This is a genomic window from Silicimonas lutimaris (genome assembly GCF_047314965.1).
Lineage (GTDB): Bacteria > Pseudomonadota > Alphaproteobacteria > Rhodobacterales > Rhodobacteraceae > JAVJUV01.
In genome coordinates, this window is sequence record NZ_JBLBVK010000038.1 from 116430 (window position 1) to 139497 (window position 23068).

Consider the following 23068-nt stretch of genomic DNA (forward strand, 5'->3'; position numbering starts at 1 on the left):
CCCTCATTTTCCTATACAAAAGTTTGCGAAAATCTCGTCCAGGATATGTTCAACATCGACACGCCCTACAAGTGAGTCCAGCGCCCGGACCGCATCACGCACGTCTTCTGCGATCATTTCAGCTAAGTCAGGCGATGCCTCTAACCGATCTAATGCGATTCCCAAAGCAGAATTCGCTCTCTCCATGGCAATCCGATGCCGTTCTCTGATGGCAACTCCTGCCATACCCGCTCTCTCTTCGAGAATGGACGAGATCCTTCCAACAAGACGGTCAACACCGTCGCCGGTAATCGCCGAAAAATCGCCAACCGTGATATCGGACTTTGACACGACAACGATATCATCACCACGTGGCGAAAGCGGAGCATCATCATGTTTCCTTTCAAGAAGTATCACACGGAGATCGGCTTGCTCCGCCCGGGCCTTAGCTCTCTCAATTCCGATGGACTCGATGACATCCGCCACGTCGCGAAGGCCCGCTGTGTCTAGGAACGTAACTGGTAAGCCGCCCAAATCCATCCGCACCTCGATTACATCCCGCGTGGTTCCTGCGATCTCTGACGTAATAGCTGCCTCTCGACCCGCTAATGCGTTCAAAAGCGTCGACTTTCCAACATTAGGTCTTCCGACAATCGCGACCTCGAACCCATCGCGAATGCGTTCAGCTACACCCACACCCCGAACTTCCGCATTGAGAGACAAAACTGTCCTTTCCAGAAGCTCCTTTACCTCGGGCAAGACATTCACCGGAACTTCTTCATCTGCGAAGTCAATCGTCGCCTCAAGCAGGGCTGACGCGCGAACAATGTCGCTTCGCCAAGTCTCGGCAATACGCCCCAAGCCTCCTGACAAAACACGAAGTGCTTGACGGCGCTGCGCCTCAGTCTCGGCTTCGATCAGGTCAGATAGGCCCTCAACCTGGGCCAGATCAAGTTTCTCGTTCTCCAATGCACGCCGGGTGAACTCGCCTGCCTCGGCCAGGCGGAATCCGGGTATTCTTCCAAGGGATGAAAGAACCGCGTTTACCGTGGCAACCGAGCCATGCAGATGGAGTTCAACAACATCCTCGCCAGTGAAACTATTCGGTTCGGTGAAGTGAACGACAATCGCTTCATCCAGGATTTCCCCATCCATGCTAAGGATACGTACCTCAGCCTGCCGAGGTTTCGGAGCATTGCATGAGAATGCCTGGAACACCCGTGCCGCTTCCGGTCCTGAAATCCTCATGACGGCAATACCGGATTTACCCCGACCAGAAGCTAGGGCGAAGATGGTATCCATATTTTAACCGTTTGTTTTTAAAAAGAAATCACGTATTCATCGAGTCAAAGAACTCGGCGTTTGTTTTCGTCTGCTTCAGCTTCGACAGAAGAAACTCAATACCGTCCGTTGTGCCCATGGGATTGAGGATACGCCGGAGAACAAACGTTTTCTGCAGATCACCCTTGTCGACCAAAAGGTCCTCTTTCCGTGTGCCAGACTTCAGGATGTCTATCGCAGGATAGACGCGTTTGTCCGCGACCTTCCGATCCAGGACGATTTCACTGTTGCCAGTGCCTTTGAATTCCTCGAAGATGACTTCATCCATTCGGCTACCGGTATCAATCAATGCTGTCGCAATGATCGTCAGCGAACCGCCTTCTTCTATATTCCGTGCTGCACCAAAGAACCTCTTAGGCCGCTGAAGTGCGTTCGCATCAACACCACCTGTAAGGACTTTTCCAGAAGACGGCACCACAGTGTTGAAAGCTCGACCAAGCCTCGTGATCGAGTCGAGTAGGATCACAACATCGCGCTTGTGCTCGACCAGTCGCTTCGCCTTTTCGATGACCATGTCACTTACAGCAACGTGACGGGATGCAGGTTCGTCAAAAGTTGAGGATACGACCTCACCTTTTACACTGCGCTGCATATCCGTAACTTCTTCCGGCCGTTCGTCTATGAGCAGGACGATCAGGTAACACTCCGGATGATTGGTTTCGATCGAATGAGCGATATTCTGCAGCAGAACCGTTTTGCCAGTCCGCGGCGGTGCCACGATCAAACAACGCTGACCCTTTCCAACCGGCGCCACCAAGTCGATGATCCGAGCAGAGCGGTCCTTGATGGTGGGATCCTCGATTTCCATCTTTAGGCGCTCGTCAGGATAGAGAGGCGTCAGGTTATCGAAGCTGATCTTGTGTCGGGCCTTTTCAGGATCCTCAAAGTTGATCTTCTCAACTTTTGTCAAAGCAAAGTAACGTTCGCTGTCATTTGGTTCGCGGATAACACCCTCAACGGAATCCCCTGTGCGCAGAGCGTACTGCCGGATCATGTCCGGGGATACATAGATGTCGTCCGGTCCCGGAAGATAGTTCGCTTCCGGCGATCGGAGAAAGCCAAACCCATCCTGGAGAACTTCCAGAACGCCATCTCCTCCTATAACCCAATCCTCATCCGCCCGCTCCTTGAGGATCGAGAACATCATCTCACCCTTGCGCATGGTGGAAGCGTTCTCGATCTCGAGTTCCTCTGCCATTGCAAGAAGTTCTTTCGGAGACTTGGATTTGAGATCGGCAAGGTTAAGGCGGTCAGACATGAGGAAACCCCGGATCGCGATCACAAACGACCGCATTGAATAGCTTTGTTTGAGCATACCATCGGCAAGCAGGACACCCGCCGGCGCGTTGTAGGTAAGGCCGAAAGAACTACGAGTCAATCTAACTTAAAGGGGACGTGCGATTACCGAGACGACAATGACAATCATAAAGACTGTCGGAACCTCGTTCATCATCCGGTAGTATCTTCCCTCACGGATATTTGTACCAGAGGCGAATTCTTTCCTACGAAGCCCGCACCAATGATGGAACCAAGTCATTCCGATAACGGCCGCAGCCTTTGTCCAGGGCCAGACCTCCGACCAGGAGATAACACCCGGCGTTGCCACAAGAAGAAGACCAAAGGCCCAGGTCGATATCATCGCGGGATTCATGATGACCCGAAGAAGTCTGACCTCCATCGTCTGAAACAAACCGTGGGTTTCACCCTGAGTACCAACGGTCTCAGCATGGTATACGAACAGTCTAGGCAAGTAGAACAAACCTGCCATCCAGGCGATGACCGAAATGACATGTAACGACTTCACCCAAGGATAGATAGTGCTCAGTAACTCGATCATGAAGAACTCCAGATCATGCATAATCCTCATAAAATAAAATGAGATTAAAAGAAAAGATGATGAGGTTGTAAGGCCCGTGGATAAGTGGAATTCAAGGCCTTCAAGCACAGTTATCCATAAGACCACGTCAAGTGCCTGATTACCCACCGCCACGGTACAGAACAACAGAAAACCATTTGCTTTTAGATATTTAACTTATCTTGATTTATTCACTTGTCTGTGGATTTTCTCCTTGAACAGAATGTATCGTATGTTTTCAACACATGACGTTAGGAAGTTTATCCCCTCTGGACAACTTTCGGATGGATATCGGGGTACGCCATGGGCGAAGATGAAGAACTCGTTACTCACCGGACACTGCACGTGTCATCGTATGCTCAGGCAGTAATTCTCACAGGTTTATCCACATGAGCGAACGCTTCATACTAGCGTCGAAATCCGGCATACGTTCGCAACTTCTAAGAAATGCGGGAATAAAATTCTCCGCGGAATCTGCGCGCATCGACGAGGAGGCGATAAAACTCTCGATGATTCATGAGAACGCCCATCCCCGCGATGTCGCTGACGCTCTTGCCGAGACAAAGGCCAGGAAAGTGGCCGCACGAAACCCTGACGCTTTGGTTCTGGGTTGTGATCAGGTCCTTTCTGCCCAAGGGAGACTTTTTTCAAAACCTGCCAATCAGCAGGATGCGGTTTCGCAGCTGAAAAAACTTCGAGGGTCCACGCACCAGCTCTATTCAGCAGCAGTGCTTTATGAAGAAGCTAAGCCTGTATGGCGTCATATCGGCCAAGTCCGACTAACGATGCGCAACGCCAGCGACGACTATATTGAAGACTACGTACATCGAAATTGGGAAAGCATTCGCCATTCCGTAGGTGCCTACAAACTCGAAGAGGAAGGTGTCCGGTTTTTCTCCCGCATCGACGGCGATTACTTTACCGTTCTCGGAATGCCCCTTTTGGAACTATTGTCCTATCTTACATTGCGGGGGACGCTGCCAACATGACGCAGTTCAAGATCCCACTAGCAGGTGTCATTGGAACGCCCATCGCTCACTCGCGATCGCCGCGACTTCACCAGCATTGGCTAAGACGCTACGGGATACAGGGCTATTATATCCCGATGGATGTAGCATCGGATGACCTGGAAGCAGCGTTGGAGACACTGCCAAAGTTGGGCTTCGTCGGGATCAACGTCACGATTCCCCACAAAGAGAGAATCCTGGCGCTGGCCGATGTTGTATCAGACCGAGCGGCAGTGATCGGCGCAGCGAATACGATCGTCTTCAGGAGCGATGGAAAAATCCATGCAGACAATACGGATGGCTATGGTTTCATCGAGAACCTTAAACAATATGCTCCTGATTGGACCGCCAAAGATACACCGGCGGCAGTGATCGGCGCGGGTGGAGCGGCGCGCGCCATCGCAAGCGCACTCTTGGATGCCGGCGTTCCGGAAATCCGTTTGTCGAACCGAACGAAAACCCGAGCGGAGGCACTTCGCCAGGAATTCGGTACAAAAATCACCGTTTACGACTGGGTTCAGGCCGGAAATATGTTCGAGGGGGCTGGAACTATTGTCAACACAAGCTCACTCGGTATGGAAGGGAAGCCTCAGCTGCGTATCCCTTTGGATGGAATAGAAAAAACAGCCGTCGTAACAGATCTCGTCTATGCTCCCCTTGAAACAGATCTGCTTGCGCACGCTCGAGCAATTGGTTGTCGGACAGTCGACGGACTCGGTATGTTGCTCCATCAGGCCGCACCAGGATTTGAAAGATGGTTTGGTGTTCGTCCCGCGGTGGACGAAGACCTGAGACAAGCGGTCTTGCGGTGAAGCGACCATTTCTCATCGGTTTGACTGGCTCCATTGGTATGGGAAAGTCGACGACGGCCGAGATGTTCGAGGCCGAAGGAGTTCCCGTCTGGAGTGCGGATGAAGCAGTGCATCGGCTTTACTCGGCTGACGGAGAAGCTGTTTCTGCCATCGCATCGCTTTGCCCCGATGCAGTAAACGATCAGGGAGTGGATAGAGGTATCCTTTCGAAATGGATTGCAGAGACGCCAAACGGCCTATCTCGAATAGAGGCGCTCGTTCATCCCATGGTCGCGGCAGATCGCGAACGATTTCTCAAGGACACCTTGTCGGATCTGGTTGTCCTGGACATTCCTTTGCTATTCGAAACAGGGGCGGATGCCAGAGTTGATGCAGTAGTCGTGGTTTCCGCGCCGGAAGAAGAGCAAAGAAGACGAGTGCTGGAACGGCCCGGTATGACAATCGAAAAACTGGAAATGATCCTTTCAAAACAACTACTTGATGCAGAGAAACGTCGGCGGGCTGACTATGTGATCTGGACGACATCTCTTGATGAAGCTCGAGCAGCCGTGCAAAAAGTAATCAGAGATATCCGAAGTAGAAGACGCAATGCGTGAAATAGTACTTGATACCGAAACAACAGGCTTTGACCCGCAGTCCGGCGATCGGATAGTTGAGATTGGTGCGGTCGAATTGAATCGGCACGTCCCGACCGGCAGGACATATCACCAATACATCAACCCAGAACGCTCAATGCCGCAGGAAGCATTTGAAGTGCACGGACTAGGTGACGATTTTCTGAGGGACAAGCCGGTATTCAAGGAGATCGCCAAGGACTTCGTGCAGTTCATTGGCGACGCCAAGCTTGTTATCCACAACGCAGCGTTTGACATGAAGTTTATCAACGCCGAGCTCGGTTGGGTCGGACTGCAGGCTCTGCCGTGGGAAAGAGCGATCGATACGCTGGAGATCGCGCGGCGGAAATTTCCTGGTTCTCCGGCGTCACTGGATGCGCTTTGCAGACGCTACGGGATCGACAACTCTTCCCGAACCCTCCACGGGGCCTTGTTGGATAGCGAAATCCTCGCAGAGGTCTATCTTGAGCTTATAGGTGGTCGCCAGCCGGACTTTGCTCTCGGCGTTGTGGAACCCACCGGGCCATCAGAGACCAAAACCGAAACATGGCGTCCGACTTCTCGGGAAGTCATTCTTCCATCACGACTTTCTGATCGGGAAAAGCAAGCCCACGACGCATTTGTCAGCGCCATGGGCGAAAACTCTTTGTGGTCCCGCTTTAGTTAGCGGGAGTCTTCTCGGCGGCCTGGGTCTGTTGCCGCTGCGCGAGCTGCTGCCGATACAGTGCAACGAAGTCGATATTATCCAGATTAAGCGGCGGAAAACCCCCGTCACGCGTGACGTCGCTCACGATCCGACGGACAAACGGAAAAAGCATTCGCGGACATTCGATCAGAAGAAACGGATGAAGCTGCTCGTTCGGCACGTTGTCGATCTGAAACAATCCGGCGTACTCAAGCTCAAGGACAAACAGAACGGTGTCCGACCCTTTGTTCTTGGACGTCACATTGAATTTGGAAACCACCTCATACTGGTTTCCTTCGCCACGCTTCCGACCGTCAAGCGCAACTTGAACTTGGATGTCGGGCTGAACTTCGCCTTCGATGGGCTTTCGCGCGAGAATGTTTTCGAACGACAGGTCGCGGATAAACTGTCCGAGAACTTTCATCTGCGGCATGACCGGCTGTTGCGGGGCGGCGCCGTTTTCGTTTTCTGCCATTGGGTCCTTAGTCCTTCAAAATCCAGAAATTCGACCGGTTTCTAACAGACGCAGCCATCACCCTCAATGGCGGGTCCAACCCGAGGGTCCGTTTGGTTTGTCTTCCGGGTCCAGAACCTCGAAGTCGGCATCGACGATATCTGACTGTGGCGGGCGACCGGAATGATGCCCGTAACGGATTTCCTGAACGCTGATGCGTTTTCGCATAGCGTCAAAGATTACCTTTCGAACACTCGGAATCAGCAAAGCGAAACCAACAGCATCCGTAAAAAAGCCAGGCGTCAGTAGTAGAGCCCCGGAGAACAGGATCATCGCCCCATGGGCAAGGGGCTCAGTTGGATCTCGCAAGTCTTCCATCGAACCACGCAGATTGTTCAGCGCCGCCAAGCCCTGGCTGCGGACGACGCCGGTTCCCAATATAGCCGTTGCGACGACAATCAGAAGGGTCCAGCCCAACCCAATCATCCCACCAACCTGAATGAAGAGCGCAATTTCGATCAGGGGCACGGTCAGAAATAGCAGAAACAGCTTCATATGATCCTCTTCGCCGCAGTTCGTCCGGTAGACTTACCGGGCGCCGCACCCTACATATGTGCCTTGTTACACTGAAACCAACCATCGCGTCGTTTGAGAGGTATAATGAGCTCCTCACTGATACAGCTTCTGGTCCTTGCCGGAATTGCTTTGTTCCTGATCCTTCGTCTCAGAAGTGTCTTGGGCACGCGAGATGGTTTCGAGAAACCGCCCGTAACAGGGGCGTCCCAGTCAAGGCTGTCCAAACGCCCGGAATTCGACGTTATAGAGGGCGGCCCCGACCACGACATAATCGATCATGTCGAAGATGGATCCGACAGCGCGAAAGCACTCGCCGCAATGAAAATGGCCGAACCTGGATTCATGGTCAGCCCGTTTCTCGAAGGAGCGCGCGGCGCTTACGAAATGATCCTCATGGCCTTTGAAAACGGTGATCTCAATCCTGTTCGCGATTTTTTGTCGCCCGATGTCGCTGCATCATTCCAATCGGTTATCGACCAGCGGAACGAACAGGGGCTGAGCGTTGAGGCCAATTTTGTCGGAATCCGTGAAGTTAGCCTTAAGGAAGCCGATTTTGACAGAAACACAAACGAGGGCGACATCTCGGTTCGCTTTGTCGGTGAGCTCACTTCTGTAGTTCGCGATGCCCATGGCCAGATTGTCGAAGGGAACCCCAACGAGATAAAAAGACAGCGGGATGTCTGGACGTTCTCACGGGTTATGGGATCGTCCGACCCCAACTGGCAGCTTGTGGCGACTGGGGAGTGATGCGAACACTGGGGCTCGGATTTTTGGCCGCCATAACCATATCGGCCCCTGGCTCTGCGGAAACGCGACTTCTAGACTGGTCAGATTTGCACGGATGGGCAAATGACGACCATGCCCAAGCTCTTGAGGTGTTCCTAGAGACTTGCGGCGACTTGAGTGATGGCGACTGGCCAGCGATTTGTGCGGTTGCACACAAGATTGGCGAGCCAAGAACCTTTTTCGAAGCTTTTTTTCGCCCAGTTCTCATAAGGGACGGCGAGGCTCCCTTGTTCACGGGATATTACGAACCAGAACTCGTCGGGTCGAGGCAGTCTTCCGATAGGTTCCAGTTTCCTCTCTATCGCCGCCCCGACGATATTCCAGAAGGAACTCCATGGCTGACCAGAGAAGAGATCGAGTCCTCTGGAATTCTTGCGGATCGGGGACTGGAAATCGTTTGGCTTGAAGATCCGGTCGAAAAATTCTTTCTTCAAGTTCAGGGGTCTGGACGAATTCGTCTTCACGAAGGTGGCAGTATTCGTGTCGGCTATGGCGGAAAAAATGGCCATCCTTACCGCTCTGTCGGTGTCGAGCTTGTTCGTCGCGGCGAGTTTGAAGAGCACCAGGTATCGGCCAATACAATTCGGAACTGGGTCAGGGGAAACCCTGGTTCTGGGCCACAGCTGTTGTGGCATAATCCTTCATACGTCTTCTTTCGTGAGGTCAGCCAGGTTCCGGCAGACAAGGGTCCGCTTGGAGCCATGAATCGTTCAATCACTGCGGGCCGGACAGTTGCCGTTGATCCGGAATTCGTTCCGCTTGGAGCTCCTGTTTGGATTGAAAAGGAAGGTCGGTCCCCCTTGAGGCGCTTGATGGTGGCGCAGGATACTGGCGCAGCGATCAAGGGCGCTCAGCGAGCAGACATATTTTACGGCACCGGGGAAGATGCCGGCGACATTGCGGGAATGATAAGGGACAGGGGTCGTATGGTCGTCCTTTTGCCTGTCTCTGCGGCTCTGGAATTGACTGACGGGAAATAGCGGGATGAGCCGTCGGAAGCCGAGGACACTTCGATCGGAGGAGGCCGAGATTTGGGCTCAGGTCGCCAAGACCGCGAGACCCATGCATTCCAAGCAACCGAAACCCTCGATCAAGGTTTCGGATCAGGCAGATGGAATCCAAAACCGCTCTCAACCGGTTGCAGAGTTCCGAATAGAGCCATTCCGGGTGGGATCACGAGCGACCACAGCGCTTTCCGAAGGCCCCGCATCGCCATCGTCCACCCCTCCTGGCCGCCCTGCTCACAACATGGACCGAGCCACGTTCCAAAAAATGAAACGCGGCAAGGTTCGACCCGAAGCACGGATCGACCTTCACGGCATGACTGCGGATGCGGCTTACAATGCACTTACGGCTTTCCTGTTTCATGCGCATGCCTCTGGCAAGCGGTTGGTTCTGGTCATTACGGGAAAAGGCCGTCCCGGCACGGATGATGGACCGATACCGTCCCGTGTGGGGGTTCTACGAAGAAGTCTGCCCGAATGGCTTGGCCGCCCGCCACTTCAAGCTATCGTTCAACAGGCAACCGAGTCGCATCAGCGGCACGGCGGATCAGGCGCCTTCTATGTCTACCTTCGTCGCGCGCGGTAGCCGACGCGTGGCCGCCTCGACTGCAAGCCAGACCATCAGCATTGCAATCAAGAAGTATCCTGCAATTGCGAACATCTGATCGGAAAAATTGAAGCCCCAGTCGATCAACAGCCCGGAGACGCCGGGTCCGATGGCCGAACCGAAGACCATGATGCTTGTCGACATCGCCTTGATTGCACCGATGTGACGGGTGCCAAAAAACTCAGCCCAGAATGCCGTAATGATGGTCGACTGCAAACCTGTCGCCACACCCAAAAGGACGAAGGCGATTGCTGCGACGGCAAGAGTTTCTGCTCCTGCCAAAAGACCAAACCCAGCGATCCAGGGCATCAGAAAAACCTGCATTGCCCGCCCGGACCCAAAGCGGTCGATGACGCTTCCCGATGTCAGAGTGACTGCGACTGAAACCGCCGTCATCAAGGGGACAAGCGCAAGGTAGTCAACCAATGGCCATCCCTTGATGCTTGCGATGTGAACCTGCTGAAAGAACAGGGAAGTTCCCCATGCAGAAGGACCCAACAGCATTGGAAGGAGCATGAAAAAGAACGGCGAGCGCGATACCTCTCCGCGCGTCCAGTGACGACCGTCCATACCGGAGCCGCTGTCCGAATCCGAAATTGATCCCGGCATGCGTTCCAGAGTCAGAAGCCAAAGGATTATGGGAAATGCGATCAGGACCAGGCCTGCGGCTACACCCCACAAGATACGCCAGTCAAAGAAGGAGAGAAGAGAAGCGAAGATCATTGGGTAGAACGCCTGCCCGAACATGAATCCCATCGAAGAGATGGAAAGAGCAAGGCCGCGGCGGCCGACAAACCACCGGGCCATGGCAGTTGCCGCCAGTTGGTACATCATACCCTGCCCAAAGAAACGAAGCAGAAAAACGATTATAATCAGACCGATAACCGAAGTGTTCAGCCCCATGGCGACACATGCGAGCGCAAGGCCGGGCATGACGATCACCACGAGGAGGCGGACGCGAAAACGGTCGGTCAGAGCCCCGGCCCAGAACAGAGCAACTGCGGAAGCGGTTGTCGCGAGAGTGTAGGCAAGCCCCCATTCGCCGTCACTCAGTGCAAACTCTGACATGATCTGTGCGGCGAAAATCGAAATGAAAAAAGTCTGGCCGGGACAGGAGGATAGAAGCAGGATGACGCCCGCCGAGAGGAAGCGCAGGTTGTTGCGAATGAAGCGGATCGAGCCCATTCGCAATATCTCTGCCTGTTTTCGGGGAAAGGAAAGGCCCGACCGTTCTTGCAGGCAATGGCGCGACTTCGCTGTATCGGCACAACGTATGCAAAGCGTCTGCAAAGTGTATCGCAAACGGCCATACGGGCCGCGCGCTCATCACGAGTGGCGCAATGCTCCAGGTGAATCTCAGGGTCGTTCTACTGGCTGACCGGCAAAAGGATGATCTCGCTTGCGTTTCGTACGCTGAGGATAGTCCCGGTCAGTGGATCGACCCGGGAGGCTGGATCGTCTTCGAATGACTCCTCTACCGCTGCCATCTGGCTAATGATGGTAAGAAGCGCGGGGGATCGGCCGACGTCGAAATGTCCGATCCCGCTGTTGAAAAGTGAAATGTCGATCAAGGTGACTTCCATGTCGCCAACCAGCGCAGGATCCGTCACCGCACCGAGCCGAAGCGTGTCACCGGAGATTCTGGACGACAGGGCTAGTGCGCGATCCTTTTCGGAAACGAAAATTACGAATGGCTGCGGCAGTTTGCCGATGCGTGCCACCTGGGAACGAAAGACATCCAGATCGATATCGGGAGAAATCAAAACAACCCCGCCAACATGGCTCCTGATCCACGAGGGATCATTGATCGCAATCTGGCGGAGCGTTTCCATGGTCAGAAGTGAGCCCATCGAGTGCGCGACGAGGATCAGGCGTTCGGGGCGGCTTCTTGCCAGGGCGCGCAAGAAACGCTCGTAAGAATCGCGACTGTAAAGTGCGCTGTCGCGGTCATATGCATAACCCAGCACACTTGCGGCGCTGGGCCATGAAAACAGCGCGGCGACCCCCGAGATATCGAGGTCGAATTTAAGCTGTGCCGTGCGCGCCAAGCTTTGTGCGGCTGACATGTTGAAACCGGGCGCGAAAACGCTGATTTCCCGCTCGCCAACGGGCAGCCGCGAAAGCTCCCGTTGCAAGCTCCGGATCAGGGCAGACTCGTCGCCAAGAGATAATTTGTCGGCAACGAGGAATTGCTGGTCGGCACGGACTGACCGGGCCGTGATCGGAACGCTCCCCGGCTGCCGCATTTCGGGAATGCGGATATCGTAGCGGCCATAGCTGTTTTCGGGAGAACGACCGAGCCTTGGTTCGTCCAACGGGCCGTAAGCCCGATTCGACGCCTGAAACACCGTCACCGTGTCGCCGGGCGGCGCTCCGTCGGGAACGAGCGCCAACGGTCCGCGTGGCGTGCAGGCCGCAAGCCCGGCCGTTACCAGCAGGTAAATGAAGGTCAGGATGATTTGTCGGGCGCGAAGCATGCTTCGGAAGTATGCACCCGGGATTTCCGTGATGAAAGTGGTGCGGCGTTGGATCCTAAAGCACGTAGCGGCTCATGTCTGAACTTTTGAGAAGTTCACCCAGGTTCGTCTCGACGAAGGCGGCGTCGACCGTCACACTTTCGCCTGCCCGGTCCGGTGCGGTGAAGCTCAACTCTTCGAAGACCCGCTCCATCACGGTGTAAAGACGCCGGGCGCCAATGTTCTCGACCGACAGGTTCACGTCGGCGGCAATGCGAGCCAAGGCCGCGATTCCGTCAGACGTGAAATCGACGGTCACCTCTTCCGTTCCCATCAGCGCGGTGTACTGCCGGGTCAGGGCGTTGTCGGTTTCAGTCAGAATGCGCACAAAATCTTCTTCGGTCAGGGCGCGCAGGTTTACCCGGATGGGCAGCCTTCCCTGAAGCTCGGGAAGAAGATCGGAGGGCTTTGCAATGTGAAACGCGCCGGACGCGATGAAGAGCACGTGATCGGTTTTAACTGGGCCATATTTGGTGGAAACGGTCGTTCCCTCGATCAGCGGCAGCAGATCGCGCTGTACACCTTCGCGGGATACGTCGGCCCCTCGGGTTTCCGAGCGCGCTGTGACCTTGTCGATTTCATCGAGGAAGACGATTCCGTTCTGCTCAACCGCGTGAAGCGCCTGTTTAGTGACTGTTTCGTCGTCCAGAAGCTTATCGGCCTCTTCCTGGATCAGGATGTCGTAGCTTTGCGCGACTGTCATCCGCTTCCTGACCGTGCGTCCAGGAAAACCCTTGCCGAAGAGCGAACCAAGATCGAGACCCATGCCGCCCTGCCCCGGTTGCATTCCGGGCATCTCGAAGCCCTGGAACGGATTTGTTTGATCGCGCAGCTCAAGCTCGATCATCGTATCATCCAGTTCGCCCGCCTTCAGTTTCCGGCGGAACATGTCCAGTGTCTGTTCACGGGCGTTTTCTCCGGCGATCGCGGCCAGGACGCGGTCCTCGGCGGCCTTGTGCGCGTTGGCCTTTACATCTTCGCGCATCAACTCGCGAGTCATGGTAATGGCGGCTTCCACGAGATCGCGGATGATCTGCTCAACGTCGCGACCGACATACCCGACTTCGGTGAACTTGGTCGCTTCGACCTTGAGGAAGGGCGCCTTCGCAAGCTTTGCCAGCCTGCGGGAAATCTCGGTCTTTCCCACGCCCGTCGGGCCGATCATAAGGATGTTCTTCGGATACACCTCGTCGCGCAGGTCGTCGGCCAACTGCTTCCGCCTCCAGCGGTTGCGAAGAGCCACGGCAACAGCGCGCTTGGCGTCTTTCTGTCCGATGATGAACCTGTCCAGTTCCGAGACGATTTCGCGAGGGGTGAGATCGGTCATTTCGAGATCGTCTCCACGGTGAGGTTGCCGTTGGTGTAGACACAGATGTCTGCAGCGATTGCCATGGCGCGACGCGCAACCTGCTCGGCATCGAGGTCGCTGTCGATCAGGCCTCGTGCCGCCGCAAGCGCAAAGTTTCCGCCTGATCCGATGGCCGCGATATTGTGTTCCGGCTCAAGCACATCCCCTGCCCCGGTCACGACATAAAGATCCGCGCCATCGGTGACGATCAGCATGGCTTCCAGCTTTTGGAGGTATTTGTCAGTGCGCCAGTCCTTTGCAAGCTCGACCGCGGCGCGCTGCAACTGACCCGGCGTCGCCTCGAGCTTGGCTTCGAGACGCTCGAGAAGCGTAAAGGCGTCGGCGGTTGAGCCGGCAAAACCCGCGACCACGTCATACCCACCCGGGCTGAGGCGCCGGACCTTTCGGGCTGTGCCCTTGATCACGGTCTGACCCAGGCTGACCTGTCCGTCGCCGGCGACAACCACTTTTCCGCCCTTCCGGACTCCGATGATCGTCGTGCCGTGCCAGCCGGGGAAATCTTTTTCAGCCATGAATGCCTCCGTTGTTCGGGGCTATATGCTTACCGCTTGCGCGGACTGCAACCCGAGGCGTCACCGTCCATGAAAAAGGCCACCCTTGGGCGGCCTTTCATCAGATGGCTCCGAGGCGGATCAGATCGATTCGTCGATCCAGCCTTTCAGGGCCGCTTTCGGGGCGGCGCCCGTCTTGTTCGAGACGACCTGTCCATCCTTGAAGAGGAATAGCGCAGGAATGCCACGGACGCCCAGCTGAGCCGGAGAATTCGGGTTTTCGTCGACGTTGACCTTGGCGATCTTGACCTTGCCGGCGTACTCGTCGGAAAGCTCTTCCAGAGCGGGGCCGATCATCTTGCAGGGGCCGCACCATTCGGCCCAGAAATCCACAACCACCGGCACGTCCGAATTGCGGACTTCGGCGTCGAAGGTGTCGTCGGTTACGGCTACGGTCGCCATGATCGGTCTCCTTGGGGCAACGTGATGGGGTGCGAAAGTATGAAGCCCTTGGCGGAACGTCAAGATGTGGTATGCCGCGCCAAAGCCTGCCTCACGATACCGTGTGAGAGTCCGGAAATCCCGGCTGTCTTTGTCCAGAGGATATTCAATTCGATCTCTCGTCCGGGAAAGATCTGTTCGACAGCTTCCAGATAAGCGCCCATCTGGCGCAGAAGGCCCTCGGGAACGTCATCTTCGGAAGCGGGCACGACCGGGTTCGTCTTGAAGTCGATCACGGTCACGCGTTCCGGTTCGATCACGAGGCGATCTATGGTTCCCGAGATACGGGCCTGGATCGTTGGAAGCAGAGCGCCAACATCGACTTCGGCGAGTGCTTCTCCGCTGAAAAGCCGAGGGTGTGCATTGATGACGCCGATGGCCTCTTCAAGCAGCGGCGGGACATCCGCCTCGTCAATTGGATCTTCGCCGCTTGCAAGAATGCGATAAGCGGCTTCGGTCGAATGTTCGGAAGACGGCAGGAATTCGAGAAGCCTGTGAATCTGGCGGCCGTGCTTCAGCGCGGCCTCTTCCTCACGGGCGCCGCCGCCAAGGGCCTTGTCGCCACCCATGTCGGAGGGTGACAGTATCTTTTCCTTCGGGTCGCTATCCGGTGCGGGTTTGCGCAAAAAATCGGGCAATTTCCCAATATCAGTGACTTGTTCGCGCTCATCTTCCGGAGGGGAAGTTGGCCAGATGCCCCGGCTGACGCGCAGCCCCGCACCCGTCGGCGTGTCAAGGGGCGCAGGCGCAAGCTTCTCCATCCCCTCCCGGACATCGACATACCACCCTTTGTTCGCCGTTCTCTCGTTCTCGGCCCCGCAAACGATCAGCCAGGTTTCGGCGCGCGTCATCGCAACATAGAGAAGACGCTGGCGTTCCTGCCGCGCCAGTTCGCTGTCGATTTCTGCAGCATCCCGCATGGTGTCGGGACGGGCTTCGGCCGATATTCGCCAAAGTGGCGTGTTGTCGGCGTCCAGAAGCACCGGGTCGCTTTGCCCTTTTTCGGATCTCGTCGTGTCCGGAAGAATCACGATCGGAGATTCAAGCCCTTTGGCCCCGTGCACGGTCATCACCCGGATCAGATCGCCCGAGGCGTCCGACTGACGCTTGATCTCGATATCGTCAGATTGAGCGCGTGTCAGAAATCCGGTGAGGCTAGGCACCGAGTCACGCTCGAATGCCAGGGCCTGGTTGAGCAGTTCGTCGATCCCGTCTTCGGCTTCGGACCCCAGGCGAGCCAGGAGTTTTTCTCGCCCGCCGTATTGGGTGAGTATCAATTCGAGGAGTTCGTAGGGTCGAAGAAAATCCACTTGCCGCAGGAGAGCGTTCATTTGATCGAACGTCTCGGGAAACTCGTCTTTGCGATCACGCAACTCGGCCCAGAGATAAGACTGCTTGCGACCGTGAGCGAGGCCGTAGAGCTGTTTCTCACTCCAGCCGAACAGTGGAGAGCGCAGCGCGGCGGCAAGCGAGAGATCATCCTCTTGAAGGGCAAGGAAGGACAGCAGCGCAAGCAGGTCCCGAACGGCCAGTTCACCGCCGATCTTGAGGCGATCGGCGCCTGCCATCGGTAATTGCAGCGCCTTGCAGGCCCTGATGATATTGTCGAACAGAGCGCCGCGCCCCTGGACGAGAATGAGGAAGTCTCCCGCCCGAACGCGTCGAGGTATGCCTTTTTCTCCCGGAATAGTCTCTGTTCCAATCATTTCCTTGATCGTTTTGGCGATCATGTCGGCAAGAACCACCTTTGGGTCGTCCGCCGCGGTTTGATCGACGGGTTCGTACCACTCGGGCTTCAATGCCATTTCTGGCTTTGGCGCGAGAGGCCAAAGATCGACGCGTCCAGGAAGCTCGGTATGGAACGCCCTGTGCAGCATGTTCCGGTCAAGCTCCCTGCCCGCCTCTGCATCGAAGACGCTATCGACCGATGACAGGATCGCCTCGGAGGAACGGAAGGAAAAATGTAACTCGCGCGACATCAGCGTGGGACCGTTCGCCAGCCGCGCCGTAAAGGTGCTTTGCATCTGGTCGAAAACACGGGCGTCCGCGCCCTGGAAGCTGTAAATCGATTGCTTCTTGTCTCCGACGACAAAGATCGTGCGGTTCACCTGCGCCCCCTCGCCTGCGGTGATTTCGCGGGCCAGCGAGTCGATCACGTCCCATTGTTGCGGTGATGTATCCTGTGCCTCATCGACAAGGATATGTTCGATTCCGCCGTCGAGACGGTATAGCACCCATTCGAGAGAGCGATCCGACAACAGATCGCCTACTTTCTGAATCAGGTCATCGAAATCCAGCACGCCGGCGGTTTCTTTCGCCCGGTCGTAGGACGGCAGGAAAGCCGATGCGAAATCGTGAAGTGCCGAGGCTTTTTTCGCCGCGTTCAGCGCACGCCGCTGGCGGCAGGCCGACTCGATCTGCGCCATGATGTCGTTGAAGCGATCATGATAGGGCTGGAACGGTCCGTCGCGAAACGCCTTCGTTGGAAGTGTTCCGATCTTGGCGCCAAAGGGCGATTTCGCGCTGTGACTGAAGAGAAAGCAGCCTTCGAGTATGCCGAGTGTCGTTTCCGACGGTTCATCCGGGAGGCCAGCAAGCTTTTGGGCAAGCCCCTGATCGGTGCTTTTCTCGGATGTCGCGAGGACACGCGCGACGTCTTTCAGGAATTTCAGATCGGTAATGTCGAACGCGCCCGCCAGAATATCTTCGATCCCCGTCGAAGGATCGATCTCGAAACGCCGGAAGATGGCGTCATGAGACAGCGGCGGTCGAAAATGCGCCCGGTTCTTGGCGATTGATCTGGCGAGGTCCGTCAGGGTCTGGTCGGACGAGATTCGGCTGATGGCGCCGAGTGACGGATCGTCGTCTAGGGCAAGCTGGTCCAGCACCTCGTCGATCAGCGCTGTCTGGCCGGACTCATCCAGTTCACGGAACTGGGGAGATACACCCGCCTCGAGAGGAAACTGGCGCAGGATGGTCGAGCAGAAGGAGTGGATCGTCAGTATTTTCAGGCCGCCGGGCGCCTCGATGGCGCGAGCAAAGAGGGTGCGCGGAAGCGTCAGGTTTTCCGGCGGCGCTTCGCCAAGATCGCGCAGTTGTTGCCTCAGAGCGTCATCGTCCAGCATGGCCCATTCGCCGAGGCGTTTGAACAGCCGGTTCTGCATCTCGCTTGCTGCCGCCTTCGTATAGGTCAGACAAAGGATGTTCTGGGGCTCTGTCCCGGCCAGAAGCAGGCGCGCGACGCGGTCCGTCAGAACGCGTGTCTTGCCGGACCCGGCATTGGCGGACAGCCACGTCGAGAACCTTGGATCCGCGGCGTCGATCTGGGCCTGTGTCGCGTCGTCGATCATGACAGGCCTATTGTCGTGACGGGCGTCGTTTCATCCCATTCGCCAAAGCGGGCAAGGTGGTCGTAGTCGCCGTCATAACGCACCTTTTCCATGGCGCGGCGTGACGGATAGCCCTTGGTGTCGGAGTCGAAGCTGCTCAGAAGATGCGCCAATTCGCCTTGAATAGTGACTGTTCTAAGATCGAGATCCCCCTCGGCGGTCAGCGGAGTCTCCTGTAATTTCGGCGTTCGACCGAGACCGATATGCGTGACATGGCTGACGGTTGCTGCCGGGATGTCATCGAAACCGCCAAGCTCTGCCATGACGGCTTCAATCGGGAGCTGGCGGTCGAAATAGCGAAGTTCCTCGGCTGTTGGGGGCCGACCCGTCTTGTAGTCGTAGATGACCAGTGATCCGTCATCCAAGCGGTCGATCCGGTCCGCCTTCCCGCGGATCGCGTACCTTGTGCCCGGCACATCGAACCTTCCTTTTCGCTCCAGTGCGACAGGCTTGCCCACGGCCCGGCGGTTTTGCTCGTCAAGCACGAGCTGGTCGGCAATCGAGTCGAGACGGCCGTACCAATGTGCCGCGACACCCGGCCAGGGAAGTTTCGCCAGGTGCTTGCGCCCGATATCCCGCAGCCTTTGCGCCGAGGCGGCTGGATCCGAGAAATCTGCGTCCATGCTGAACGCCTCTTCGATAATATCGTGGAATACCTGACCCCGAATCCGCGCGTCGGCAATGCCGCGAAGCGGGTTCAGTCGGTGAAGTTTCAGAACATAGCGCGCATAGATCGAATACGGATCGCGGATGAGCTTCTGTATTTCGGTGACGGTCAGGTCACGGGGCCGAACGTCGCGAGGCGGCGAGGGCGCTGGGCGTGGTTCGGCGGGAACTTTCCGATCAGGCCTTCCCAGAAGACCGGCGAGGTCGACATAGTTTTGCCCCGCGTCCCGCATGGCTTTCAGCGCTTCGGGGCCATTCTGTTCCTTCAGACCTTCAAGCAGGTTCGTAAGGCGAGTCAGCCAACGAGACGGAACCGTCTCGCTTTCCGCGTCACGCCTTGCGCGGGCAAGGATGACCTCCTTGGCGGCAATGGCCTGCTGGAAATCATGTGCCGAAAGGCCGACCTGCCGTTCTGGCAGCAAGAGTCCTGCTCGCCGCCGAAGGGTGCGGTTGAGCCAGGGGTCGGGCGAGGGATGTTCGGGCCAGATTCCTTCGTTCAGACCGCCAAGAACGACCAGATCGGCACCTTGTACCCTGGCCTCAAGAGTGCCCCAGATCATCACGTCGGGACGCGCAGTATCATAGTTGCGCGTACTGGCCGCTGCGAGCATGCGGTCGAGCAGGCGCCGGTACTCGGAAAACGGCAGGTGGCCCGGATGACTGGATTCGGCCCGGAATTTCGCGATCAGCCCAAGAGCATCGCGGCCCGCCGTTTGTTCCCACAACTGCCCGGAGCCGCCATGTTCTCCGGACGCGAGCGCTTCCGAAACGTCGATATGTCTCGTTAGGCATGAATCAAGGTCCGGGGCAGGGGGTTGGCCGAGCCCATCCAGCCAGTCCGCAAGCCAGTTGCACCAGGCATGTTCCTTCGCGGGCCGCTTGTCCCGGAACGCTTCGATGACCGAACGCGAGACAACAACAATGCTTTCGCGCCGAAGATAAAGCTCCAGTTCACGGGCGCATCGGAGATGCGGACCGCGATCAGCATCCGCCGACATGGCGATCGGATGCTTTAGCAGTGCCAGAAGATCGACAGGATCGGGCGGGCATCCGATCATTCCGGCGACTTGCCGTAGAAACCGACCCGGCGCGGTGAGCGAGAGCGGTCGCCCGGCGCTGTCATCGGGGACGATGTTCCATTGCTGAAGTGCGGCGGCAACGCGTCGGCCTAAAGTACGATCGGGCGTGATCAGAGCCGCCGTCTTTCCCTGTTCAACCGCCTGTCGCAGAGCCACCGCAATGGCCAAGGCCTCATCGCGCGGTTGGGGAGCTTCGAGAAGCGCGAGGTTTTTGGTCCTGGCTCTCAGATCTCCCAGAGCCGGCCCCTCGGCCAGCCACCTGTCCGTCACCGGGGCAGGGCGCAGAGACAATGAAATCCACGCGTTGCGCTCTACCTGCGGATCCGACGCGGTCCAGCGACCGACTTCGTTCTTCTCCAACTCAAGCATGTCAAGAAACTTGGCGAAGCGAAATTGAGGATGATCCTGCGAGCCAAGGGGCGAAAGTCCCGGGCCATTCAGCCTTTCAAAAACGCTGTCCGGAAGATGGAAATCGAACCCGGGCAGCACAACGGCGCCCTGCGGCAAGTGCGCCACGGCCTGCATGATCATCGACGTCGTCGCCCGTGATCCGGTGGAACCGGCGACGATGATGGGATCGGCAGGCGGCAGAGCGTTCCACGCAGCGATGAGGCCAAGCGCCGCCTGTCTTCCTCGAGCCTCGGGATCCAGCCATTTGCCGGACATTTCGTCAGTGTATGCACGCACGATAGAGAGAAATTTCAGGCTGCGCGCCCAGTGTCCGGACTGATCGGCAATATCCAGCGACAAAAGCGTTTCGAGAGATACGCCTTCGCCCTGCATTTCGTCCATCAGGCTGGCGAGGCTGTCGGCAAGATCGACGCTTGCCGAGGCGGGAGCTATTCCGGGTTCTGTCTCGATCAGCCGGTCGACCAGTTGCGCAAGTTCCAGTCTCCTGCGCAGCGGTGTCACCGGCGGGGGAATGTCTGCTCCCGGCCGGAGAGCATCGAGGTCGGTCACAAGACCGATCCGGGGAAGGAGGCGCGCCTGACCTTGGGACAAAAGGGCCTTGAGCCTTCGCTGCATGCGTCGGGTGTTCACCAATACAGTTACACGCGCCAAGCTTTCTGGCGGCTGACCTTCCATGCGAGCAAGAAGGCCATTGGCCAGTTCTGAAGCGAAATCCGCGCCTGGCGGCAGTCCAAAGACACGAGCCTTGCCGGTGGGCTCAAACATCGGCAAGCATCCTTTCCGCTTTGGCAAGGCCGTCGGGGTGACCAATGTCGCACCAGCCACCCGTGTGAACAACGCCGTGGATCGGGCCGCCTTCTGAAAGCAAGTCCCAGTAGCGGTTCAGCGAGAATACGTGGTCCTGAATCCGGTCTAGCCGATCAGTGCGCAGGATCTGCGCGCCTGTATAGATAAAGTCGCCCTTTCGGCGAATTTCCCCTTGCTCGAGACTGAAATCACCAGCGTCTCGCGGCGTTTCGGCTGTAGAAAGTGGTATCAGGAGAAGCAACGCCTGCATCTCGGGCCGCCACGCCCGCAGGAGCGTTTCAATCGGGTTGGGCCCAGTCCATGCCGCATCGGGATTGAGCGTCACCACGGGGTCGGAACCGAGAAGGGACAGGGCCGCCTTCAGCCCGCCGCCGGTTTCCAGGATCTCGGGTTGTTCTCGAACGACATTGACGTTCAGCGACCGGAGATGCGGTTCTATGCGTTCATGAAGATAATGCGTGTTCGCCACTATGCGGTCGATTCCCGCTGCGCGAACAAGGTCGATGGCATGGTCGATCATCGGCCGTCCCGCAAGCGGCAACATCGGCTTCGGCGTCTCGCGGGTCAACTCGCCCATTCGGGTGCCGAGGCCAGCAGCGAAGATCATCGCGGAGGTTGGCGCATCGTTCATCGCAATACCTCCGCCAGCACCACTTCGGGCGGGGCTATGGCCGCGAGCGTTTCCTCGGCCACGTCTTCAAATATCGGGTTGCGTAGGGCTTCTGTGAAATAGCCGTAAACGCGAGGCAGTTTCGCAAGGTGGCCGGTTTTTCCGAATTCTTTCGCGGCCCGAACGAAAATTCCGAGAATCCTCAGATTACGCTGGGCGGAAAACGCGGCAAAGGCGACTTCAAGCTTGTGCGGATCATCCCCGGACCTGTCGGCGTACAGGCCGATCATCCGGCTTCGAAACGCAGGATCGATATCCGTACGAGCGTCGGTCAGGAGAGAAACGAGGTCATAGACCGGATGAGTAAGAAAGGCGTCCTGATAGTCTAGCAGGCCAAGTCGCGCGACACCTTCGCGCTCAGGCAGCCACATCAGGTTGTCGGCGTGGAAATCGCGAAGCGAGACCGTCGGAGCAGTCGCGGCGAGATCGCGGAAAATCGTCTCTAACACGGCCCGAAACGGCAAAATCCCGGCTGTGTTCAGGCCGGGATAGTGATCATCGGCAAGCCTTGTCATAGCGACCAGGGCAGCGGGCTTGGGGCAGGGCAAGGCAGGAACTGACTGTGCCCTGATCAGGAGCAAGAGATCGAGGATCGTGTCGTAGATTTCCAATCGCTCGGATGGCCCGGCATTCACCAGATCGCTGACCTTGAGATCTCCGAGGTCCTCCAGCAAGAGCAGGCCCAGTTCCGGCTTGGCGGCGAGAATTCTTGGTGCGGACAGGCCGAAGCCGCGAAGCCACTCTGTCATGGCGACAAAAGCAGGAGTGGACGCGTCCTTGTCAGGCGGTGCGTCCATCAGAATCGCCGTACCGCCATTGCGGGCAAGTCGCAGATAGCGGCGCGCTGAAAGGTCGCCCGCCATTGCCGCACGCGTCGCATCCGCCCAGCCGGCGCTGCCCAGGAAGGAGTCGATGCGAGCGGAGCGATCCGTCATTCCAATTCCTTCAGCATCGGCTCGAGGCGCGCCCATTTTTCGGATGACGAGGATAGCCGCACGCGCCGACTATCGTTTTCGACCCCCAAATCGATCGTCAACGCGTCTCTTGGTACACCGCTGCCCAGCCGGTCTGGCCACTCGATGAGCACGATCGCGTCATCGAAAGCAGCATCGAGTCCAATCTCGACGACCTCTTCGGGATCGGTCAGGCGGTACAGGTCCGCGTGCCAGATCTCGCAATCGCCGTCAAAATAGGTTTGGACGAGTGTGTAAGTCGGAGACGGCACGTCTTCGAGCAGCCCCGCCTTTGACAGTCTTTCCTGGATTATCGCTCGGGCGAGATGCGTCTTTCCCGCACCGATCGGTCCCTGCAGCAATAGCGTATCGCCCGGATGGAGCAGCGACGCGAGGCGCTGCCCGAACCGGGTTGTCTGTTGCTCGGAAGAGAGATGGAACTCGAATGCAAAGGCGGTCGTCATGCCGCCACTTTGGCGGTCCCCGGTTTCGGTCG

General features: G+C 57.1%; 22 protein-coding genes. 7 read left to right on the forward strand and 15 right to left on the reverse strand.

Going from position 1 to position 23068, the window contains the following annotated elements:
* Positions 1 to 3: 3 nt before the first annotated feature.
* The 3 genes from mnmE to hemJ form a co-directional block, all read right to left on the reverse strand.
* Complete coding sequence (gene mnmE, locus ACKLNI_RS04800) at positions 4 to 1281, reverse strand: tRNA uridine-5-carboxymethylaminomethyl(34) synthesis GTPase MnmE (RefSeq protein WP_413717897.1); 1278 nt, start codon at positions 1279 to 1281, stop codon at positions 4 to 6.
* Between the two features lie 28 nt (positions 1282 to 1309).
* Positions 1310 to 2578, reverse strand: coding sequence for a transcription termination factor Rho (gene rho, locus ACKLNI_RS04805; protein WP_413717970.1), 1269 nt, complete (start codon positions 2576 to 2578; stop codon positions 1310 to 1312).
* A gap of 126 nt (positions 2579 to 2704) precedes the next feature.
* Positions 2705 to 3157: a protoporphyrinogen oxidase HemJ gene (gene hemJ / locus ACKLNI_RS04810; RefSeq protein ID WP_413717898.1), complete on the reverse strand. Its 453-nt coding sequence runs from the start codon at positions 3155 to 3157 to the stop codon at positions 2705 to 2707.
* A gap of 407 nt (positions 3158 to 3564) precedes the next feature.
* Between hemJ and ACKLNI_RS04815 the strand changes: the two genes are divergently transcribed.
* The 4 genes from ACKLNI_RS04815 to dnaQ are packed head-to-tail and all read left to right on the forward strand — an operon-like array spanning position 3565 to position 6275.
* Positions 3565 to 4164, forward strand: a complete 600-nt coding sequence (locus ACKLNI_RS04815; protein ID WP_413717899.1) for a Maf family protein — start codon at positions 3565 to 3567, stop codon at positions 4162 to 4164.
* A complete protein-coding gene (locus ACKLNI_RS04820; RefSeq protein WP_413717900.1) occupies positions 4161 to 4994 on the forward strand; it encodes a shikimate dehydrogenase in 834 nt (277 codons plus the stop codon). Before ACKLNI_RS04815 ends, ACKLNI_RS04820 begins: the two co-directional genes overlap by 4 nt.
* A complete protein-coding gene (coaE, locus tag ACKLNI_RS04825) occupies positions 4937 to 5590 on the forward strand; it encodes a dephospho-CoA kinase (protein ID WP_413717901.1) in 654 nt (217 codons plus the stop codon). Before ACKLNI_RS04820 ends, coaE begins: the two co-directional genes overlap by 58 nt.
* On the forward strand, positions 5583 to 6275 hold the full coding sequence (gene dnaQ, locus ACKLNI_RS04830) for a DNA polymerase III subunit epsilon (RefSeq protein ID WP_413717902.1): 693 nt from the start codon (positions 5583 to 5585) through the stop codon (positions 6273 to 6275). Before coaE ends, dnaQ begins: the two co-directional genes overlap by 8 nt.
* On the opposite strand, the gene secB is transcribed toward dnaQ, so the two are convergent.
* Entirely contained in the window at positions 6268 to 6768 is a 501-nt protein-coding gene (gene secB, locus ACKLNI_RS04835; RefSeq protein ID WP_413717903.1) for a protein-export chaperone SecB, read from the reverse strand. The two genes, dnaQ and secB, sit on opposite strands and share 8 nt — an antisense overlap.
* 63 nt (positions 6769 to 6831) lie before the next feature.
* Complete coding sequence (locus ACKLNI_RS04840) at positions 6832 to 7302, reverse strand: FxsA family protein (protein WP_413717904.1); 471 nt, start codon at positions 7300 to 7302, stop codon at positions 6832 to 6834.
* 105 nt (positions 7303 to 7407) lie between these two features.
* Here ACKLNI_RS04840 and ACKLNI_RS04845 point away from each other — a divergent pair, with 105 nt between their 5' ends.
* The 3 genes from ACKLNI_RS04845 (at position 7408) to ACKLNI_RS04855 (ending at position 9699) form a co-directional block, all read left to right on the forward strand.
* On the forward strand, positions 7408 to 8070 hold the full coding sequence (locus ACKLNI_RS04845) for a Tim44/TimA family putative adaptor protein (protein ID WP_413717905.1): 663 nt from the start codon (positions 7408 to 7410) through the stop codon (positions 8068 to 8070).
* Positions 8070 to 9089, forward strand: coding sequence for a murein transglycosylase A (gene mltA / locus ACKLNI_RS04850; protein WP_413717906.1), 1020 nt, complete (start codon positions 8070 to 8072; stop codon positions 9087 to 9089). The genes ACKLNI_RS04845 and mltA overlap by 1 nt, the downstream gene beginning before the upstream one ends.
* Positions 9090 to 9381: 292 nt before the next feature.
* On the forward strand, positions 9382 to 9699 hold the full coding sequence (locus ACKLNI_RS04855; protein WP_413717907.1) for a Smr/MutS family protein: 318 nt from the start codon (positions 9382 to 9384) through the stop codon (positions 9697 to 9699).
* Here ACKLNI_RS04855 and ACKLNI_RS04860 read toward each other — a convergent pair.
* From ACKLNI_RS04860 to tsaE, 10 genes are all read right to left on the reverse strand, one after another.
* Positions 9661 to 10905: an MFS transporter gene (locus tag ACKLNI_RS04860; protein WP_413717908.1), complete on the reverse strand. Its 1245-nt coding sequence runs from the start codon at positions 10903 to 10905 to the stop codon at positions 9661 to 9663. The genes ACKLNI_RS04855 and ACKLNI_RS04860 overlap by 39 nt on opposite strands.
* A gap of 182 nt (positions 10906 to 11087) precedes the next feature.
* Positions 11088 to 12197 carry an alpha/beta hydrolase gene (locus tag ACKLNI_RS04865; protein WP_413717909.1) on the reverse strand — a complete coding sequence of 370 codons (1110 nt, stop codon included), beginning with the start codon at positions 12195 to 12197 and terminating at the stop codon, positions 11088 to 11090.
* 55 nt (positions 12198 to 12252) lie between these two features.
* The gene (gene hslU, locus ACKLNI_RS04870) at positions 12253 to 13563 is read right to left on the reverse strand and encodes an ATP-dependent protease ATPase subunit HslU (protein WP_413717910.1); all 1311 of its coding nucleotides are present in this window, start codon (positions 13561 to 13563) and stop codon (positions 12253 to 12255) included.
* The gene (gene hslV, locus ACKLNI_RS04875) at positions 13560 to 14117 is read right to left on the reverse strand and encodes an ATP-dependent protease subunit HslV (RefSeq protein ID WP_413717911.1); all 558 of its coding nucleotides are present in this window, start codon (positions 14115 to 14117) and stop codon (positions 13560 to 13562) included. The genes hslU and hslV overlap by 4 nt, the downstream gene beginning before the upstream one ends.
* A 120-nt stretch (positions 14118 to 14237) precedes the next feature.
* Positions 14238 to 14558: a thioredoxin gene (gene trxA, locus ACKLNI_RS04880; protein ID WP_413717912.1), complete on the reverse strand. Its 321-nt coding sequence runs from the start codon at positions 14556 to 14558 to the stop codon at positions 14238 to 14240.
* A 59-nt stretch (positions 14559 to 14617) separates the two neighbouring features.
* Positions 14618 to 17947: a double-strand break repair helicase AddA gene (gene addA / locus ACKLNI_RS04885; protein WP_413717913.1), complete on the reverse strand. Its 3330-nt coding sequence runs from the start codon at positions 17945 to 17947 to the stop codon at positions 14618 to 14620.
* Positions 17944 to 20907 (reverse strand): double-strand break repair protein AddB, encoded by a 2964-nt coding sequence (gene addB / locus ACKLNI_RS04890; RefSeq protein ID WP_413717914.1) that lies wholly within the window; start codon positions 20905 to 20907, stop codon positions 17944 to 17946. Before addB ends, addA begins: the two co-directional genes overlap by 4 nt.
* On the reverse strand, positions 20900 to 21580 hold the full coding sequence (locus ACKLNI_RS04895) for a nucleotidyltransferase family protein (protein WP_413717916.1): 681 nt from the start codon (positions 21578 to 21580) through the stop codon (positions 20900 to 20902). Before ACKLNI_RS04895 ends, addB begins: the two co-directional genes overlap by 8 nt.
* Positions 21577 to 22554 (reverse strand): aminoglycoside phosphotransferase family protein, encoded by a 978-nt coding sequence (locus ACKLNI_RS04900; RefSeq protein ID WP_413717917.1) that lies wholly within the window; start codon positions 22552 to 22554, stop codon positions 21577 to 21579. Before ACKLNI_RS04900 ends, ACKLNI_RS04895 begins: the two co-directional genes overlap by 4 nt.
* Positions 22551 to 23036 (reverse strand): tRNA (adenosine(37)-N6)-threonylcarbamoyltransferase complex ATPase subunit type 1 TsaE, encoded by a 486-nt coding sequence (tsaE, locus tag ACKLNI_RS04905; protein WP_413717918.1) that lies wholly within the window; start codon positions 23034 to 23036, stop codon positions 22551 to 22553. Before tsaE ends, ACKLNI_RS04900 begins: the two co-directional genes overlap by 4 nt.
* Positions 23037 to 23068: the final 32 nt, after the last annotated feature.